Source organism: Streptomyces sp. NPDC048275, from assembly GCF_040652275.1.
Lineage (GTDB): Bacteria > Actinomycetota > Actinomycetes > Streptomycetales > Streptomycetaceae > Streptomyces.
Window position 1 is genome coordinate 16370 of the sequence record NZ_JBEZLR010000035.1, and the last position, 16597, is coordinate 32966.

General features: G+C 68.5%; 15 protein-coding genes, 1 tRNA gene and 2 pseudogenes. 12 read left to right on the forward strand and 6 right to left on the reverse strand.

Going from position 1 to position 16597, the window contains the following annotated elements; genetic code table 11:
* Nucleotides 1-181 precede the first annotated feature (181 nt).
* The 9 genes from AB0D57_RS21580 to AB0D57_RS21620 all read left to right on the forward strand — a co-directional run bounded on the left by AB0D57_RS21580 (nt 182) and on the right by AB0D57_RS21620 (nt 7779).
* Nucleotides 182-2410: a cell division protein FtsK gene (locus tag AB0D57_RS21580; protein ID WP_362075083.1), complete on the forward strand. Its 2229-nt coding sequence runs from the start codon at nt 182-184 to the stop codon at nt 2408-2410.
* A 141-nt stretch (nt 2411-2551) separates the two neighbouring features.
* Nucleotides 2552-2827: a hypothetical protein gene (locus AB0D57_RS21585; RefSeq protein ID WP_362075086.1), complete on the forward strand. Its 276-nt coding sequence runs from the start codon at nt 2552-2554 to the stop codon at nt 2825-2827.
* Nucleotides 2824-3018 (forward strand): hypothetical protein, encoded by a 195-nt coding sequence (locus AB0D57_RS21590; protein ID WP_362075089.1) that lies wholly within the window; start codon nt 2824-2826, stop codon nt 3016-3018. Before AB0D57_RS21585 ends, AB0D57_RS21590 begins: the two co-directional genes overlap by 4 nt.
* Before the next feature lie 14 nt (nt 3019-3032).
* Nucleotides 3033-3497 (forward strand): hypothetical protein, encoded by a 465-nt coding sequence (locus AB0D57_RS21595; RefSeq protein WP_362075092.1) that lies wholly within the window; start codon nt 3033-3035, stop codon nt 3495-3497.
* A 161-nt stretch (nt 3498-3658) separates the two neighbouring features.
* Nucleotides 3659-4549 (forward strand): bifunctional DNA primase/polymerase, encoded by an 891-nt coding sequence (locus AB0D57_RS21600; protein WP_362075095.1) that lies wholly within the window; start codon nt 3659-3661, stop codon nt 4547-4549.
* Complete coding sequence (locus AB0D57_RS21605; protein ID WP_362075098.1) at nt 4546-4902, forward strand: hypothetical protein; 357 nt, start codon at nt 4546-4548, stop codon at nt 4900-4902. Before AB0D57_RS21600 ends, AB0D57_RS21605 begins: the two co-directional genes overlap by 4 nt.
* Nucleotides 4899-6065, forward strand: coding sequence for a DUF3631 domain-containing protein (locus tag AB0D57_RS21610; protein WP_362075101.1), 1167 nt, complete (start codon nt 4899-4901; stop codon nt 6063-6065). The genes AB0D57_RS21605 and AB0D57_RS21610 overlap by 4 nt, the downstream gene beginning before the upstream one ends.
* A gap of 225 nt (nt 6066-6290) precedes the next feature.
* The gene (locus AB0D57_RS21615; protein ID WP_362075104.1) at nt 6291-6500 is read left to right on the forward strand and encodes a helix-turn-helix domain-containing protein; all 210 of its coding nucleotides are present in this window, start codon (nt 6291-6293) and stop codon (nt 6498-6500) included.
* Nucleotides 6501-6573: 73 nt separating this feature from the next.
* Nucleotides 6574-7779 (forward strand): site-specific integrase, encoded by a 1206-nt coding sequence (locus tag AB0D57_RS21620; RefSeq protein ID WP_362075107.1) that lies wholly within the window; start codon nt 6574-6576, stop codon nt 7777-7779.
* An 83-nt stretch (nt 7780-7862) separates the two neighbouring features.
* Here AB0D57_RS21620 and AB0D57_RS21625 read toward each other — a convergent pair.
* A tRNA-Pro gene (locus AB0D57_RS21625) sits at nt 7863-7936 on the reverse strand.
* A 34-nt stretch (nt 7937-7970) separates the two neighbouring features.
* A pseudogene (locus AB0D57_RS21630) lies at nt 7971-8766 on the reverse strand (Pr6Pr family membrane protein).
* A 126-nt stretch (nt 8767-8892) separates the two neighbouring features.
* Here AB0D57_RS21630 and AB0D57_RS21635 point away from each other — a divergent pair.
* Nucleotides 8893-9039 (forward strand): annotated as a pseudogene (locus AB0D57_RS21635) (PT domain-containing protein); the annotation flags it as partial.
* Here the strand turns inward: AB0D57_RS21635 and AB0D57_RS21640 are convergent.
* Entirely contained in the window at nt 8973-9899 is a 927-nt protein-coding gene (locus AB0D57_RS21640; RefSeq protein WP_362075110.1) for a metallophosphoesterase, read from the reverse strand. The pseudogene AB0D57_RS21635 and the gene AB0D57_RS21640 sit on opposite strands and share 67 nt — an antisense overlap.
* 124 nt (nt 9900-10023) lie before the next feature.
* Between AB0D57_RS21640 and AB0D57_RS21645 the strand changes: the two genes are divergently transcribed.
* Nucleotides 10024-10488, forward strand: a complete 465-nt coding sequence (locus tag AB0D57_RS21645; protein WP_362075113.1) for a GatB/YqeY domain-containing protein — start codon at nt 10024-10026, stop codon at nt 10486-10488.
* A gap of 179 nt (nt 10489-10667) precedes the next feature.
* Here AB0D57_RS21645 and AB0D57_RS21650 read toward each other — a convergent pair whose 3' ends face one another.
* The gene (locus tag AB0D57_RS21650) at nt 10668-12977 is read right to left on the reverse strand and encodes a transglycosylase domain-containing protein (protein ID WP_362075116.1); all 2310 of its coding nucleotides are present in this window, start codon (nt 12975-12977) and stop codon (nt 10668-10670) included.
* A gap of 419 nt (nt 12978-13396) precedes the next feature.
* On the opposite strand from AB0D57_RS21650, the gene AB0D57_RS21655 reads away from it, so the two are divergent.
* On the forward strand, nt 13397-13735 hold the full coding sequence (locus AB0D57_RS21655) for a WhiB family transcriptional regulator (RefSeq protein ID WP_362075244.1): 339 nt from the start codon (nt 13397-13399) through the stop codon (nt 13733-13735).
* 372 nt (nt 13736-14107) lie between these two features.
* Here AB0D57_RS21655 and AB0D57_RS21660 read toward each other — a convergent pair whose 3' ends face one another.
* Both AB0D57_RS21660 and AB0D57_RS21665 read right to left on the reverse strand, forming a co-directional pair.
* Nucleotides 14108-15607, reverse strand: a complete 1500-nt coding sequence (locus AB0D57_RS21660; RefSeq protein WP_362075119.1) for an ArsA family ATPase — start codon at nt 15605-15607, stop codon at nt 14108-14110.
* Nucleotides 15604-16581 carry an ArsA-related P-loop ATPase gene (locus tag AB0D57_RS21665; RefSeq protein ID WP_362075122.1) on the reverse strand — a complete coding sequence of 326 codons (978 nt, stop codon included), beginning with the start codon at nt 16579-16581 and terminating at the stop codon, nt 15604-15606. Before AB0D57_RS21665 ends, AB0D57_RS21660 begins: the two co-directional genes overlap by 4 nt.
* Nucleotides 16582-16597: the final 16 nt, after the last annotated feature.

Genomic DNA, 16597 nt, shown 5'->3' on the forward strand with positions numbered 1-16597 from the left:
CGCCGCCTTCGCCAGCGGCTTTCTGGCTGCTGCACCGGCTTGCCGCACCACTCGCACGGCCGCGTCTTGGACTCAGATTTCCCCATGCCACCCCCCGTAGCACCGCCGTGCGGGGTCCGTCCGCCCACCTCCTACAGCGACGGCCGGACCCCGCCCTGCCTCCCATTGGAAGGAACCTTCAGTGAAGCACCCCGACGACGAGAACGAACTCTTCCACCGCCTCGAAGCCGACATGGCGGCCGACTCCGGGGGCGAGGTAGTCGACCTCGACAAGGCACGGTCGGCCCGCGACCAGTCGGCCGACCCGACCGCCCGACCCGACTCCGACCCGTCGGCCGACTCCGTGCCGGACCGGTCGGGTGGCGAGTCGGGCGACCCGACCGCACGCCGGTTGGTCGACCTTCCGACCGCCAAGGCGGCCGGTCCGGGCTACCTCGGTCGGCTGCTCGCCGCACAGCGCCGGCCGGTCGTTCCGCTGTGGCTGAAGTCCGTGGCGGAACTGAAGACCGCCGCGGCGTGGGTGGCCCGCCACTATGCCCACTCGGTCGGCTACCACGCGCTTCGCTCCCCGGTCTACGCCGCGCGCCTGACTCTCCAAGCACCCTCCGGTGCCGCGAAGTTCGTCGGCGGCACGATGCGGTGGGCGGCCGACCGTGAGGGCGAGCCGGTTCGACTCGCCGCGGTCCGGCGCGAGGACGCGGCCGAGTACCTGAAGCTGTCGCGGCAGCGCGACGGACGGGTCCGACTGCGCGCCCTCGTGACAGTGCTCGCCATGTTCACCGGGCTCGGTGCCGCGCTCGCCCTGTACGTGCTCGCCCCCGACTGGCTTCAGGCGGTGTCGGTGGGCGCGGTCGTCATGGCGCTCGGGGTCGCCGGCCGCCGTGCGGACGCCCCGGTCATCCACCGCGCGGTGGAACTGCCCAAGGCGGTCAAGCTCACCTCAGACATCGTGCTGCGGTCGCTCGGCTCGCTCGGCATCCCCGCCATCAACCAGGCGCAGGGCAAGGGTCGCGACGGGTTCGAGTTCACCGCCCCGATCACTCGCGACGGTCCGGGCTGGCGTGCGGAGGGCAACCTCCCGTACGGCGTCACGGTCACGGACATCATCGAGCGGCGCGAGCGGCTCGCTTCCGGCCTGCGCCGCCCGCTGGGCTGCGTGTGGCCGGAGGCAGTGCCCGACCAGCACACGGGGCACCTGGTGCTGTGGGTCGGGGATCAGGACATGTCCAAGGCCAAGAAGCCTGCGTGGCCGCTGCTGAAGTCAGGCAGTACGGACCTGTTCAAGCCGGTCGCGTTCGGCACTGACCAGCGCGGACGCTGGGTCGAGATCACGCTCATGTACATCGCGGCCGTCATCGGCGCGATTCCGCGCATGGGCAAGACCTTCCTGCTTCGTCTGCTGCTGCTCATCGCCGCGTTGGACCCGCGGGCGGAACTGCACACGTACGACCTCAAGGGCACCGGCGACCTGGACCCGGTTGGCGAGCGCGTCGCCCACCGCCACCGCGCCGGCGACGAAGAGGAGGACATCGAGTACGCGCTGCGCGACCTGCGCGCGCTGCGCGAGGAACTGAGGCGCAGGGCAAAGGTGATCCGCTCGCTGCCGCGGGACATCTGCCCCGAGTCCAAGGTGACGTCCGAACTGGCCAACAAGAAGTCGTTGGGGCTGCACCCGATCGTGGTCGGGGTGGATGAGTGCCAGGTCTGGTTCGAGCACGAGAAGTACGGCAAGGAACTCGAAGAGATCTGCACTGACCTGGTCAAACGTGGTCCCGCGACCGGGATCGTGCTGCTGCTCGCCACGCAGCGGCCGGACGCGAAGGCGCTGCCCACGGGCATTTCCGCCAACGCGTCGGCTCGGTTCTGCCTCAAGGTCATGGGGCAGTTGGAGAACGACATGGTGCTCGGTACGTCCGCTTACAAGCGGGGCGTCCGCGCGACCATGTTCTCTTGGGGTGACAAGGGCATTCACTACTTCGTCGGTGAAGGGTCGGACGCCCGGATCGTCGGCTCGGTGTATGTGGACGCGCCAAGCGCGGAGAGCATCGCCGCCCGTGCCCGCAAGTTGCGCGAAGCCGCCGGCACACTGTCCGGGCACGCGCTCGGGGAAGAGCCGGAGGCGGACGCGAGTACGTCGTACGACCTGCTTGCCGACATCCTCGCAGTCATCCCCGCCGATGAGCCCAAGGTGTGGTCCGAGACCGTCGTGTCCCGACTCGCCGAACTGCGGGCCGACGTCTACGACGGATGGGCGCCGGAGGCACTGGCCGCGGCCCTGAAGCCCCACGGCGTCTCCACTGTCCAGGTGGGCCGCCGTGTGGACGGCAAGGTCGTCAACCGGCGCGGTGTCGACCGCTCCCACATCGTGGCTTCGATTGCGGAGCGTGACGGAAGCCGCGACGCGGGATGACCGTCCGGGGCCGCTAGCGCTAGCGGCACACACCGCTAACGTTAGCGGCCCCGCTAGCGCCCCAAACCTGCTCTGATCTGGCCGCTAGCGGATAGCGGCCCACCTGCGGAAACCCCTGAAACCCGCCTGGAAGGGCCCGTGATGACCCCTGCCCTGCTCGCTATCACCCTCATGCTTGGCGTGACACTGTGTTACATCGCTGTGTGTGCCGCCTCCCCGTTCGGCAACTGCCGCAAGTGCAGCGGATGGGGCTTCCGGATGAAGACCGACCGCAAGGGCCGCATGAAGCGCGGGAAGGACTGCCGCCGCTGCAAGGCGACCGGCAAGCGCATACGCGTCGGCCGCTGGCTCTACAACCGCTGGGCCCGCGTCTACCGCGCCGGCACCGACGGCCCCCGTCCGGAGGCCTCCCGATGATTCTCACCTTCTCGGCGGTGCTGCTGTTCGGTATCGCCGCCTTCGTTGCCGTCAAGACCAAGGCGACCGGCGCGGGCGCCGCGGTGGTTCTGTTCCTCTTCGGTTTCTTCACCGCCGGGACCGGCGCCGACGGCCCGGTCCGTGACTTGGTCCGGGCGTTCGCTCACTTCCTTGCATCGCTCGGCACCTGACAGGAGGACCCGTCGTGAACGAACCCGTCAAGCCCCTCGTACCCGGCCACTGTGAGGCGACCGTGGAAGTCCACCGGCCCATTCCGCTCGCCCCCGTGCCGTCCGCACCGCTCGTGCCCATGCAGCAGGGCGCGATCCCGACGGTGACGAGCATCGTCCTACCGGACGGCCGCGTCGTCACCGGCTACTCCCTCGAGCCCGCCAAGCCCGGACCCGTCGCGGGCAAGCCGCCTGTCTCCCGCGCGGCGGTGAACATCGCCCTCGGAGGCATCGGGTTCGGCGCCGTCTGCGGCGGTCTGTTCCTGCTCACCGCGTTCATCACCGCGCTGACAGCGCTCATCACCCAGCTCATCACTCTCGCCGCCGTCATCTTTGGCGGTTGGGTCGCCGTGCAGGTCTTCAGCGCGAGCGGCCACAGCGGCGGCAACACGTTCCACATCCGCAAGGCCGTCTTCAAGCGCAACCACTTCCGCGGCTAGCTACGCCCGAGGCGGGCGCCGTCTCACCACAAGCCTGCGCCCGCCCCGGTTCTCCTGTCCCTCCAACAGAACAAGGAGACCTCAAGCATGACCCAACGACCGGCATTCGGCGAGAGCCGTCCGGCCCTTGCCACCCCATCGAGCGGATTGGAGGTGGCCGCATGAACCGCCACCTCCTGTACGCCGCGCTGGACGCTGCGGAGCGAGGTTGGGCAGTCCTGCCCCTTCGCCCCAGTGACAAGCGCCCCGCCCTGCACGGTGAGGACGTCTGCCCCGGCATCGGAGACTGCGCCGGCGGTCACCGGAAGTGGGAAGAGCGCGCCACGATCGACCCGGACCGCATCCGCCGGGCATGGGGCGACCTCCCGTTCAACGTCGGCATTGCGACCGGCCCGTCCGGGCTGGTCGTCGTCGACCTCGACATGCCCAAGCGCAAGTGCAGTACGGACACGCCTAACGGCATGACGACCTTCACAGCGCTCTGCGAGCGCGCCGGGCATGCCGTCCCCACCACGCGTACGGTGCGGACCGCGGGCGGCGGGATCCACCTGTACTTCGCGGCGCCGCCCGGTGTCCGGCTCGGCAACACGGCTGGACGTCTCGGCAAGCGCATAGACACCCGGGCATGGGGCGGCTACGTCGTCGCGCCCGGAAGCCTCACCAGCGCGGGCGCGTACGCGATCGTCAACGACGTGCCGCCCGCACCGCTGCCGGATTGGCTGTGCGCCCGCCTGACGGTCCGTCAGTCCTCGCGGGCACTAACGGCTGCACCAACGGCTGTACGAGCCTCTCGCTACGCGGCAGCGGGCTTGAACGCGGAAACCGCGAGCGTCCGAACGGCACCGGAGGGCGAGCGCAACGCCACGTTGCTGCGGGCGGCGCGAGCCTTGGGGCGGTTTATCGCGTCGGGCGACCTTCCCAGGGAGCAGGTTGAAGAGGCTCTTCAGTGGGCGGGGGAGCAGGCCGGTCTCTCGCCGCGGTCCTGTGAGGCGACCATTCGCAGCGGTCTGAACTGGTCGATTGCCCGAAACCAGCACCGGAGGGCGTCATGAGCACCCCTTCTGGCCCCCTCCTGAAGAGCCTCCCCGTTCTCCCGTCCGGCCCGCGCGCCGCCGCACAAGCCGCGCTCGGTCCGGCCGTGGGCGAGCCGACCGGCGCCGCCCGCAAGGGCGTCCGCTCTGCTGTTGGCCCTGACTCGCAGCAGGGAGACGGGCGGTACCCGGTCGCATGGCTGCGCATCTCCGCACCGGGCGGCGCCGTGCCTACCGCCACCTCGAAGTGCCTGTGCGGCAGGGACCGCAGCGCCGTCGGCCACACGAAGGTGCACGCCCTGATCGCAGACCACACCGCCCACCGCGACGTATGCCCGCTCCGCACCAACCAGGAAGGGAGGCACGCGGCATGAGCGCCAACTCGCCGGCACCCGTCATGGACGGCTCCGTACTGCTCGATGAGGTGGAAGCCTTCCACCGACGCTTCAACATCTTCCCGCTCGAAGCCGCGTACGTCGCCGTGACGCTGTGGGATGCGCACGCGCACATGCTCGACTGCTTCGACTCCACACCGCGGCTCGCGTTCCTGTCGCCGGAGCCGGGGTCGGGCAAGTCCCGCGCTCTGGAGATCGTGGAAACCCTCGTGCCGCAACCGATGGTGGCGGTCAACGCATCCGCGTCCGCACTGTTCCGTGCGGTGTCCGGAATGGAGGGACGGCCGACGATCCTGTTCGACGAGATCGATACGGTCTTCGGGCCCAAGGCCGGAGAGAACGAACAACTCCGGGGATTCCTGAACGCAGGACATCGCCGCTCCGGAGTCATGTGGCGCTGCGTGGGCGACGGCTCCAATCAGCAGGTACAGGAGTTCCCGTCGTTCTGCGGGGTCGCGGTCGCCGGGCTCGGCTCGCTGCCCGACACGATCTTGACTCGCTCGGTCATCGTCCGCATGCGGCGCCGCGCACCGAACGAGCAGGTCGAACCCTTCCGGCAGCGCATCCACGAGAAGGAAGGACACGAACTGCGCGACCGGCTCGCCAATTGGGCACAGTCCATCCGCCACCTGGTCGACGGAGTGTTCCCGGAACTGCCGGACGGCATCAGCGACCGGCCCGCGGACGTATGGGAGCCCCTGCTCGCCGTGGCCGACGCGGCGGGCGGCACGTGGCCGGAGCGGGCCCGCGCTGCGTGCATCGAGCTGGTGAACGCGGCCAAGACCAGCGACAAGGGCAGCGTCGGCATTCGCCTGTTGATCGACCTGCGCGACTACGTGTTCAACGGCATCGACCGTCTGCCTACCGTCGCCATCCTCGACAGGCTGCACAGCCTCGAAGAGGCGCCGTGGGCAGACATGAGCGGCAAGCCGCTCGATGCCCGCGGCCTCTCACGGATGCTGCGTGAGTACATGACCGCGGACAACGCACCGATCGCGGCCCGCAACATCAAGGCCGGCGGAAGCGTCATGAAGGGCTATTACGCGTCCGACCTTCACGACGCGTGGCAACGCTACTGCCCTCCCCCTGCGGAAAGTGCGCTACTTCCGCTACCTCCGCTACCGGGCAGGTCAGAACCCTAAAACCGGTAGCGGATCGGCACTCCGCATCCGCTACCGCGCCGCCCGTCCGCTACCCGCCCCGCGGCCACGATCCCGGGGCCGGTAGCGGCTCCATCCGCTACCGCTACCCATATCCGCTACCACGATCATGCCCTTGACCAGGGCGGTAGCGGAGGTAGCGGAAGTAGCGGACCTGACAGGAAGGGGGCCACCGCCCCTGACTCCCTGCCGAGGAGGCACCGCCGCATGAGCACCGCCGTTGCGTCTGCTGAACAACTCCTCTACCGGCCCGAAGAGGCCGCGAAGGCTCTCCGGATCGGCCGCTCGATGGTCTACGAGGAGATACGGCTCGGACGACTCCAGACCGTTCGCATCGGTCGACGTCGACTCGTGCCGCCTGAGTACATCGCGAAGTACGTCGAACTCCTCAAGCGTGAGGCAGAAGCCACCGCCTGAATTCCCCACCACCCATCACACCAGGGCCGCGCCCCTCAAGGCGCGGCCCTGTCCTATGGAGGCACGACACAGCATGACCGAGACCCCGAAACGCGCCACCAGGGCGGGCCACGGTGCGGACACGATCTATTGGGACCCCAAAAAGAAGAGCTTTGTGGGGGCCGTTTCTCTGGGTCACGCCCCGAATGGCAAGCGCCGTCGACCGAAGGTGTACGGCAAGACGAAGACCGAAGTCCGCAACAAGATCCGGGACTTGAAAAAGGAGGTACAGACCGGCGTCAAGGCGCCGGCCAACTACACCGTGGCGGACGCGGTGAACGACTGGTTGGAGCGCGGACTCAAGGGGCGCGACGAGAAGGGCACCATCGGCAAGAACCGCTCGATGGCGAACAAGCACCTGATCCCGTTCATCGGCAAGGCCAAGCTGAAGGAACTCAGCGCGGACGACGTCGACGACTGGTTGGACGACAGGGCCGAGTTCCTCGCGACGCGAAGCCTGCGTGACCTGCTCGCCATCCTGCGCCGGTCCACCGCGCACGCTCAGCGGCGGGACAAGGCAGCGCGCAACGTCGCCCTTCTCGTCACCGCACCGGAGGGGCGCCCCGGTCGACCGAGCAAGGCACTGAACTTGGATGAGGCGAAAGCCGTGCTCATTGCGGCACGCCCGTCACGGCTGTACGCGTACCTTGTGCTCTCGCTGCTCAGCGGCGTTCGTACGGAAGAGGCGCGGCCTCTCACCTGGGATCACGTCTTCCTTGAGACGAAGGACGACGTTCCGCCGCACGTCGCGGTGTGGCGCTCGGTGCGCAAGCACGGGGAGACAAAGACCAGGAAGAGCCGGCGGACCATCGCTCTGCCGAATCAGGTGGTCGACGTGCTCGAAGAGCATCTGAGGTGGCAGAAGCAGGAACGGGCGTCGAAGGGGAAGGAGTGGGACCCGACCGGCCGCGTCTTCACGACCCGGAGCGGCGAGCCGCTCGATGCCGCCAACGTCCGGCGCGACTTCAAGGCCATCGTGAAGAAGGCAGGGATGAAGCCGGAGTGGACACCGCGGGAGCTACGGCACAGTTTCGTGTCGCTGCTCTCGGACCATGGCATCCCGTTGGAGCGCATCGCGCTGTTGGTCGGTCACAGCAGTCAGGCGACCACGGAGGCGGTGTACCGCAAGCAGCTCCGACCGGTGATCACACAGGGGGCTGAAGCAATGGATGAGATCTTCGCTGAAGATCAGGAAGGGGGAAGTGCGGAGGACCAGGCCGAGGGCGACGCGGTGGCCTGACTCAATCCCTTTGGCCCCCCGTTTGGCCCCCCGAGCACAACAGAGGCCCATTCGCGATCAAGCGAATGGGCCTCTGACCAGCGTCGGGGTGGCGGGATTTGAACCCACGACCTCTTCGTCCCGAACGAAGCGCGCTGCCAAGCTGCGCTACACCCCGATTGTCGCTGCTTGTCGCGGCGACGTCGTTTACTTTAGCCCACTGGTGGCCGGAGACGAAATCCGGTTTTCGGGGCGTCGGCCGCGGCGGCGGAGTGGGTCGGGGCGGAGGTGATCGAGGGCGACGACGAGGAGGCAGAGGGCGTAGAAGGTGACGCCGAGGATCGCGGCGTTGCCGAGGATGCCGATGTAGCCGTGCTGGTCCACGTCCACGAAGGGGTAGAGGTAGCGCTCCGGGGTGCCCGTGGGCAGGATCGCGCCGCGGGTGAGGGAGAAGGCCAGGTAGGCGAGGGGATAGAGGAGCCACGTCGACGCGTGCCGGAACGCCAGCCGGCCGGGGCTGGTCAGCAGGAGCCAGTCGACCAGGACGGCGATAGGCGTCACGGTGTGCAGGATGTGGTTCGACACCGCCTTCCAGCCCGTGAAGGTCGTGATGTCCCCGGTCATGGAGAAGGGGCTGGACAGGTCCGCAAGGATCAGGTGGTACACCAGGCCTGTGATGGAGATGTAGAGCAGAGTGCCGCCCGTCAGTACGGGGGGTAGCGGACGTCGGGCCGTCCATGCCCGGCGGGCCGAGGCGGCGAAGACCACCGCCACCAGCAGGTTGCTCTGGATGGTGAAGTAGCTGAGCACGCGCGGCGGGCTGCCCAGCAGCAGATCGATGACCACGCCCGTCACGGCGACGAGGGCTACCAGGATGCGGAAGACCGCCGCCAGTCGGCGGCGCGCGGGGGTCACCACCGCTGTCGCCGGGACGATGGAGGGGGGCAGAGCCGGGATGCCCGGGATCGCGGGCAGGCCGGGTATGTCCTTGGGTATCGGGGCGATCATGCCCTCACGCTAAGCGGGGCGGGCGAATCGGGCGATATGGGTCGTCTGGGTGGGTTACGGCGGGGCCGTGCCGTGCCGACACCGCCCCGTCGACCGCCCCGACTGACCGACTGACCGACTGACCGACCGACTGACCGGCCGACTGACCGGCCGACTGACCGGCCGACCGACCGGCCGACCGACCGGCCGACTGACCGACCGGCCGACTACTGCGGGCTCACCAGCGTCAGCAGCGAGGCCTCCGGCGGGCACGCGAACCGTACCGGCGTGTAGCGGTTCGTGCCGCAGCCCGCCGAGACGTGCAGGTACGACGTCTGCCCTTCCGCCGTATGTGTGGACAGGCCCTTCACGCGGTCCGTGTCCAGGTCGCAGTTGGTGACGAAGGCGCCGTAGAAGGGGAGGCAAAGCTGGCCGCCGTGGGTGTGGCCGGCCAGGATCAAGGGGTAGCCGTCCGCCGTGAACGCGTCGAGTGTGCGCAGGTACGGGGCGTGAACGACGCCGAGCGAGAAGTCGGCCGAGTCCGACGGGCCGCCGGCCACGCGCGCATAACGGTCCCGCCTGATGTGCGGGTCGTCGAGACCGGTCAGCTCGATCTCGGCGCCTTCTATCTTCAGCGTCCCCCGCGTGTTCGTCAGATTCAGCCAGCCCGCCGTGTCGAAGCCTTCACGCAGGTCCTCCCACGGGTTGTGGACGGCGTCCACGACCGGCTTGTTGCCGTTCAGCCCGTGGCGGCCCTGGGTCTTCTCCACCAAGTACCGGGCGGGGTTGCGGAGTTTGGGGCCGTAGTAGTCGTTCGAGCCGAAGACGTACGCGCCCGGGAACTCCCTCAAGGGACCGAGGGCGTCCAGGACTTCGGGGACGCCCTCTGGATCGGAGAGGTTGTCCCCGGTGTTGATGACGAAGTCGGGGCGCAGTCCGGCCAGGGAGCGCAGCCAGCGCTGCTTCTTGCGCTGGCCGCTCACCATGTGGATGTCGGAGACCTGGAGGACTCGGAGCGGTCGCATGCCCGGTGGCAGGACCGGGACCGTCACCCGCCGGAGGCGGAAGGAACGGGCCTCGAACCCCGCCGCGTACAACAGTCCGGCGGCGCCCACCGCCGTGATTCCCAGGGGTACTCCGTATAGCGCGCGCATACGACCATCGTGTCAGACCCCGCGTCCCCCGCGTGCCCCCCTGTGGACAACCTCGGGCGCGCGCGGGCGGCGCGCGCCGAAATCAGCAGGCGACCGGCTCACCACACCTGCGACAATCGACGACATGACCACGCTCAAGTCGAAGCTGCAGGAAGACCTCAACGCCGCCATCAAGGAGCGCGACGAGCTCCGCTCCTCGACGCTCCGGCTGACCCTCTCCGCGATCACCAATGAGGAGGTCGCGGGCAAGACGAAGCGCGAGCTCTCCGACGACGAAGTGCAGAAGGTGATCACCCGCGAGGCGAAGAAGCGCCGTGAGGCCGCGGACGCCTTCGCGAAGGGCGGCCGCGCCGAGTCCGCCGAGCGGGAGAAGGCGGAGGGCGTGATCCTCGCCGCCTATCTTCCCCAGCAGCTGTCCGACGAGGAGCTTCAGCAGATCGTCGCGCAGGCCGTCGAGGAGGCCAGGGCGGCAGGCGCCGAGGGGCCGCGCGCCATGGGCCAGGTCATGAAGATCGTGAACCCCAAGGTCGCGGGGCAGGCCGAGGGCGGCCGCGTCGCCGCGGTGGTCAAGCAGCTGCTCGCGGGCTGATCCAGCGCCGGGAGGTTCTCGGCCAGGGGTTCACCGCCCCGACGCGGGGCAGCTCTCACAGGCCGGGCCCGGGCCCGTAGGTCTGATCGACACGACAGGGAGGGCTTGGCCAGTCAGGCCAGGCCCTCCCTGTCGTGGAGTCGTGGAGTTACAGGGTTACGGGGTCTCCCGTTACCCCGTTACCCGTTACGACCCCCCGTGCCGTCCTGCCCTTGAATGAAGCCCTCGGGAATCGAGAAGGAAGGCGTCGGGATCGTGCCGCCGCCCGTCTGGCCGCCGTCGGTGCCACCGGTGGTGAGTCCGCTGATGGTGTTCCCGAAGGTCGTGTTCCCGTTCCCGCCCCCGTTCCCATTGTTGCCGTTGCCGTTGCCGCCGTTGTTCCCGTCGCCCCGGCCCTTGTCCTTGTCCTTGTCCTTCTCGACATCGGGAATGGTGACGAGATTGAAGGAGGGGGACTCCTTGCCCGCGAGGGCGCCGGTCATGGCGTCCTTCCAGATGGGGCCCGGCACCTGGCCGCCGTAGACCTCGGCGTGGTAGACGCCGCCGATCTGGATGTTCACCATCTTGACGTCCTGCTTGGGGCTGCCGACCCAGACCGCACCCGACAGGTTCGGCGTGTACCCGACGAACCAGGCGTTCCTGCGCTCGTCCGTCGTACCCGTCTTACCGGCGTTGGCGCGGTCCGTCAGACCGGCCTGCTGACCCGTACCGGAGTCGATCACGCCACTCAGCAGGGTGTTGATGCTGTCGGCGGTCTTCTCCGACATCGCGCGCGAGCACGTCGACTTCGGTACCTCGAGCGACTTCTGCTTGCCGTCGACCTGCTGGGTGATCGACTCGATGGCGATCGGTGTGCAGTACATGCCCCGGCTGGCGAAGGTGGCGTACGCGCTCGCCATGGTCAGCGGGGAGATGCCCTTGGAACCGAGGGTGATGGCGGGCACCTCGGGCAGCTTGTCGCCGTTGCCCTGAACGACGTGCAGCTTGTTGGTCAGGTTCACCACCGGGCAGATGCCGATGTCCGAGATCATCTGCACGAAGTAGGTGTTGACCGAGAGGGCCATCGCCTCCTTCAGGGGGTAAGGGCCCTTCTCCGAGGTGCTCTCGTTCGACAGCGTCTCGTTGCCCTGGTTGGTCCAGGGAGCGCTGCCGCACGTCTGGACGGGGCTGGGGTAGGACATCTTGTACGGCGCCGAGTACTGCTGTGTCACCGGGCGCCCCTCCTCCAGCGCGGCCGCGGCCACGAACGGCTTGAACGTCGAACCGGTCGGGAAGCCGTAGTTCGAGCCGCCCATGTCACGGTCGACCGAGTAGTTGTACTCGGTCTCGTTCTTCGCGTAGCCGTACGGCTTCGACTGGCCCATGCCGACGATCTTCCCGGTGCCCGGCTCGACCAGCGTGGCCGCCGTGGCGACCGAGTCCGACTTGTTGACGTGGCTCTTGATCGAGGCCTGCACCGAGTCCTGCGCCTGCGGGTCGAGCGTCGTCCGGATGGTCAGGCCGCCCCGGTTCCAGATCTTCGCCCGGTCCTCCTTGGTCTTACCGAAGACCGGGTCGCTCAGGAAGACCTTCTCCACGTACTTGCAGAAGAAGCTCGCGCCCTTGACCGCCGTGATGCAGCCGTTCTTCGGCTGGCTGACCTTGAGGCCGAGCTTCGTCTCCTTGGCCTGGTCGGCGTCCTTCTGGGAGATGTCGTTCACGTCGGCCATGCGCTGCAGCACGGTGTTGCGGCGCTTGGTGGCCTCCGCCTCGTCGTTGACCGGGTCGTACCGGCTGGGCGACTGGACGATACCCGCGAGCATCGCCGATTCCTGGAGGTTCAGCTCCTTGGCCGACTTGGAGAAGTAGCGCTGGGCGGCGGCCTCGATGCCGTACGCCTGCTGACCGAAGAACGTGATGTTCAGGTAGTTCTCGAGGATCTTCTTCTTGCCGAGCTTCTCCTCGAGCTGGATCGCGTACTTGAGCTCGCGGACCTTGCGGCCGAGGGTCTGCTGGGTGGCCTGGCGAACCTTCGTCGGGTCGTCGCCGGCCTCCTCCACGAAGTAGTTCTTCACCAGCTGCTGTGTGAGCGTGGAGGCGCCCTGGGCCACTCCGCCGTTCTGCGCGTTCTGGTTCAGGGCGCGCAGGATGCCCTTCAGGTCGATCGCGCCGTGCTGGTAGAAGCGCGAGTCCTCGATCGCGACGATCGCCTTCTGCATGTACGGCGAGATGTCCTTGAGGTCGACCACTGTGCGGTCGCGCGAGTAGACCGTCGCGATCTGGCCGCCCTCGCTGTCCAGGATCGTCGTGCGCTGACTGAGCGCCGGACTTTTCAAGTTGTCGGGGATCTCGTCGAATCCCTGGACGGATCCCTTGGCCGCGAGGCCGAGCGCGCCCGCGGCGGGCAGCGCGATTCCGGCCGCCACGGCTCCCGCGAGCACACTGACACCGAGGAACTTGGCGGCTTGCTGCGTAGCCGACAGACCCCCACCCGAGCGCTTCTTTGGCATGAGGGCAGCCTACGTTCTCATTCGCCGGACACGCGTATAGGCCTTGGCCTAAGCTGCTCTCAACTGTCACAGCAGTATGGCCACGTATCAATACGTCCGGCGACCCCGAATCGTTCCGGAGGTTCCCCAACTTTTTTGTCGGGGGTTCGTTGAGGTCGTGTCCGAATGAGCCTCATGTGTTACCGGGCGTCCGTTGTGACTCAGCTGAACTGCCCCGCTTTGCCGGGATGGTTACGCATGTCCTCGGCTCACTCCCCCGGGTGATCTGTCGCTTACGCATAGTCCGTTCGGGCCATTCAAGATTGGGCCCGAAGGGGGTGTTGCGCTGTGCCCACCTTCCGTAACGTCCTCAACTGGCGGCGGTGAATATGCCGCTGCCGCCGTGGGGGAGCCTCGATTCGGGAGAGGACGGCGCCGGTATGGGCTGGGTAACCGACTGGAGTGCGCAGGCGGCCTGCCGCACTACCGATCCAGATGAACTGTTCGTTCAAGGAGCAGCGCAGAACAGGGCGAAGGCAGTGTGTACCGGATGTCCGGTACGCACGGAGTGCCTCGCCGATGCGCTCGACAATCGCGTCGAATTCGGCGTGTGGGGTGGCATGACGGAGCGGGAGCGCCGCGCACTGCTGCGCAGGCGTCCCACCGTCACCTCGTGGCGTCGCCTGCTGGAGACCGCGCGTATCGAGTACGAGCGCGGTGCGGGCTTGCTGCCCCTCGACGAGGAAGAGGTGTACGAGCGCTACGCGGCGGCGGGCTGAGGGCGTCCCCCTCGGGCCACCGGGTGGGACGGGGCGGTCACCCCCGGCCCCCCTCAGCCACGCATGGGCCGGCGCACGCATGGGCCGGCAAGGGCCACGGCTCCGGGGCTCCGGCCGCGCTTGGGTCCGCGAGGGTCATGGCTCCGGGGCTCCGGCCGCGCTTGGGTCCGCGAGGGTCATGGCCCGCGGGCCCGGTCGTATCGGCCTGCCCGGTGCGCGGCTGGTCACGTCTGCCTGGCTGGTCACGTCGGCCTGCCTGGCCAAGGGCACGTCCGTGCCCCTGTTGTGTCCTGTATTCGCCATGAGGCCGGTGCAGGGCCACCCATAGGCGATCAGGTGATGCGGCATCAGCCAGGCCCTCGCGGCCTCGGCTCAGATGCCGGAGGTGGGCAGCTCGGGCCGATTGGCCGCGAGCCGTTCCCCGATGTTCCGCAACCCCGCGAGGTCATGCACATCGCCGGGCAACGCGGCCACTTCGGCCACGGCCACCTCGGGGTGGAGCGAGGTGAAGCGGTCACGCGTGCGCTGCTCGCGGGAGAGCAACTGCATGCGCTCGGCGTGCAGCCTCAGCAGGCCTGCGGTGAGCTGTTCGACGGTCCGGCCGGTGTCGTCCGTGGCGGCGGGGGAGCCTTCGTCAGGATCGAATTCGGCACCGGATTCAGGGTCGGATCCGGCATCGGAGTCGGCATCGGACTCGGGATCGGTTTCAGGACCAGGGTCAGGAGCTGGTGCTTCGGAAGCGAGAGATTCTGAACTGCCGTACGTGTCGGGAGAGTTACGAAGTCCAGCTTTCCCGCCCTCCTGATCGACAATGCGGGTGTCGTCAAGATTTTCTGCGGCCGCGGAGTCAAGATCTTCCGCGGCGGCGAGTGCCCGCTCGGCCGACAGCTGGGCGGCGCCGCTGCCGTGCACCCGATTGAGCACCAGACCGGCGAACGGCATGTCCTCGGCGGCCAGCCGCTCCACGAAGTACGCGGCCTCGCGCAGCGCGTCCCGCTCCGGGGCCGCCACCACCAGGAAGGCCGTGCCGGGCGCCTGGAGCAGCTTGTACGTGGCGTCCGCGCGCGTACGGAACCCGCCGAAGGTCGTGTCCATCGCCGCCACGAATGTCTGGACGTCCTTGAGGAGTTGTCCGCCCAGCAACTTCCCCAGGGTGCCGGTCATCATCGACATCCCGACGTTCAGGAACTTCATCCCCGCGCGGCCGCCCAGCTTCGCCGGGGCCGTCAGAAGCCGGATCAGCCGTCCGTCGAGGAAGGAGCCGAGCCGCTTCGGCGCGTCCAGGAAGTCGAGCGCGGAGCGGGACGGCGGCGTGTCGACGACGATGAGGTCCCATTCCTCCCGCGCCCGCAGCTGCCCCAGCTTCTCCATCGCCATGTACTCCTGCGTGCCCGCGAAGCCCGCCGAAAGCGACTGGTAGAAGGGGTTGTTCAGGATCGCGGCCGCGCGCTCGCCGTCCGCGTGCGCCTCGACGATCTCGTCGAAGGTGCGCTTCATGTCGAGCATCATGGCGTGCAGCTCGCCGCCCGCGGAGTCGTCGATGCCTTTCACCCGGCGCGGGACGTTGTCCAGCGAGTCGATGCCCATGGACTGGGCGAGCCGTCGCGCCGGGTCGATGGTGAGCACGACCACCTTGCGGCCGCGCTCGGCGGCGCGCAGTCCCAGGGCCGCCGCCGTGGTGGTCTTGCCGACGCCACCCGAGCCGCAGCACACCACGATGCGGGTGTCCGGATCGTCGAGCAGCGGGTCGACGTCCAGGATGCGGGCGGAGCCGATCGCGCGGGCAGGATCATGTCCGCGGGCCGGGTCGTGTGTGTGGGTGGGGCTCTGGGCGTGTTCGGAGCCCTGGGGGTGGGCCGGGTCCGGACTCATGAGATCCCTTGCTGACGCAGTTCCGTGGCCAGTTCGTACAGGCCCGCCAGGTCCATTCCCTCGGCGAGCAGGGGGAGTTCGTGCAACGGCAGGCCCTGCTCGGTCAGGACGGCCCGCTGCTCGCGCTCCAGGGTGTGCCGCTCGGCGTACTCCTCGGCCTGCTCCATGAGGGGGCCGACGAGCCGCTCGGCGTTCCCCCCGCGGCGTGCGCCGCCGAGTCCCGCCGCGGAGAGCGACTTGGCGATGGCGCTGCGGGAGACGGCGCCGGTGAGCTCCAGGTCGGCGTCGTCGAGGAGCGCGGGCCGCGCCATGTTCACGATGATCCGCCCCACCGGCAGCGTCGCGGCCCGCAGCTCGGCGATGCCGTCCGCGGTCTCCTGGACGGGCATCTCCTCCAGCAGCGTCACCAGGTGCACCGCCGTCTCCGGGGACTTGAGAACGCGCATCACGGCCTGTGCCTGATTGTGTATCGGGCCGATCCTGGCGAGCCCCGCGACTTCGTCGTTGACGTTCAGGAAGCGGGTGATGCGCCCTGTGGGCGGCGCGTCCATGACCACGTAGTCGTAGGCGAACCGTCCGCTCTTGTCCTTCCTGCGTACGGCCTCACACGCCTTCCCCGTGAGGAGTACGTCCCTCAGGCCGGGCGCGACGGTGGTCGCGAAGTCGATGGCGCCGAGCTTCTTCAGGGCGCGGCCGGCGCTGCCCAGTTTGTAGAACATCTGGAGGTAGTCCAGAAGGGCCAGTTCGGGGTCTATGGCGAGGGCGTGCACCTCCCCGCCCCCCGGAGCGACGGCGATCTTCCGCTCCTCGTAGGGCAGCGCTTCTGTCTCGAAGAGCTGCGCGATGCCCTGTCTGCCCTCGACCTCGACGAGGAGAGTGCGCTTGCCCTCGGTGGCGAGGGCGAGCGCGAGGGCCGCGGCTACCGTGGTCTTGCCGGTACCGCCCTTGCCGCTGACGACCTGGAGCCTGCTCACGTCTTCGAGCCTAACC

Excerpts from the sequence above, each read along its gene's own strand:
- AB0D57_RS21585 (WP_362075086.1), top strand. The coding sequence starts at position 2,552 with ATGACCCCTGCCCTGCTCGCTATCACCCTCATGCTTGGCGTGACACTG.
- AB0D57_RS21590 (WP_362075089.1), top strand. The coding sequence starts at position 2,824 with ATGATTCTCACCTTCTCGGCGGTGCTGCTGTTCGGTATCGCCGCCTTC.
- AB0D57_RS21600 (WP_362075095.1), top strand. The coding sequence starts at position 3,659 with ATGAACCGCCACCTCCTGTACGCCGCGCTGGACGCTGCGGAGCGAGGT.
- AB0D57_RS21605 (WP_362075098.1), top strand. The coding sequence starts at position 4,546 with ATGAGCACCCCTTCTGGCCCCCTCCTGAAGAGCCTCCCCGTTCTCCCG.
- AB0D57_RS21610 (WP_362075101.1), top strand. The coding sequence starts at position 4,899 with ATGAGCGCCAACTCGCCGGCACCCGTCATGGACGGCTCCGTACTGCTC.
- AB0D57_RS21615 (WP_362075104.1), top strand. The coding sequence starts at position 6,291 with ATGAGCACCGCCGTTGCGTCTGCTGAACAACTCCTCTACCGGCCCGAA.
- AB0D57_RS21620 (WP_362075107.1), top strand. The coding sequence starts at position 6,574 with ATGACCGAGACCCCGAAACGCGCCACCAGGGCGGGCCACGGTGCGGAC.
- AB0D57_RS21640 (WP_362075110.1), bottom strand. The coding sequence starts at position 9,899 with ATGCGCGCGCTATACGGAGTACCCCTGGGAATCACGGCGGTGGGCGCC.
- AB0D57_RS21645 (WP_362075113.1), top strand. The coding sequence starts at position 10,024 with ATGACCACGCTCAAGTCGAAGCTGCAGGAAGACCTCAACGCCGCCATC.
- AB0D57_RS21650 (WP_362075116.1), bottom strand. The coding sequence starts at position 12,977 with ATGCCAAAGAAGCGCTCGGGTGGGGGTCTGTCGGCTACGCAGCAAGCC.
- AB0D57_RS21655 (WP_362075244.1), top strand. The coding sequence starts at position 13,397 with ATGGGCTGGGTAACCGACTGGAGTGCGCAGGCGGCCTGCCGCACTACC.
- AB0D57_RS21660 (WP_362075119.1), bottom strand. The coding sequence starts at position 15,607 with ATGAGTCCGGACCCGGCCCACCCCCAGGGCTCCGAACACGCCCAGAGC.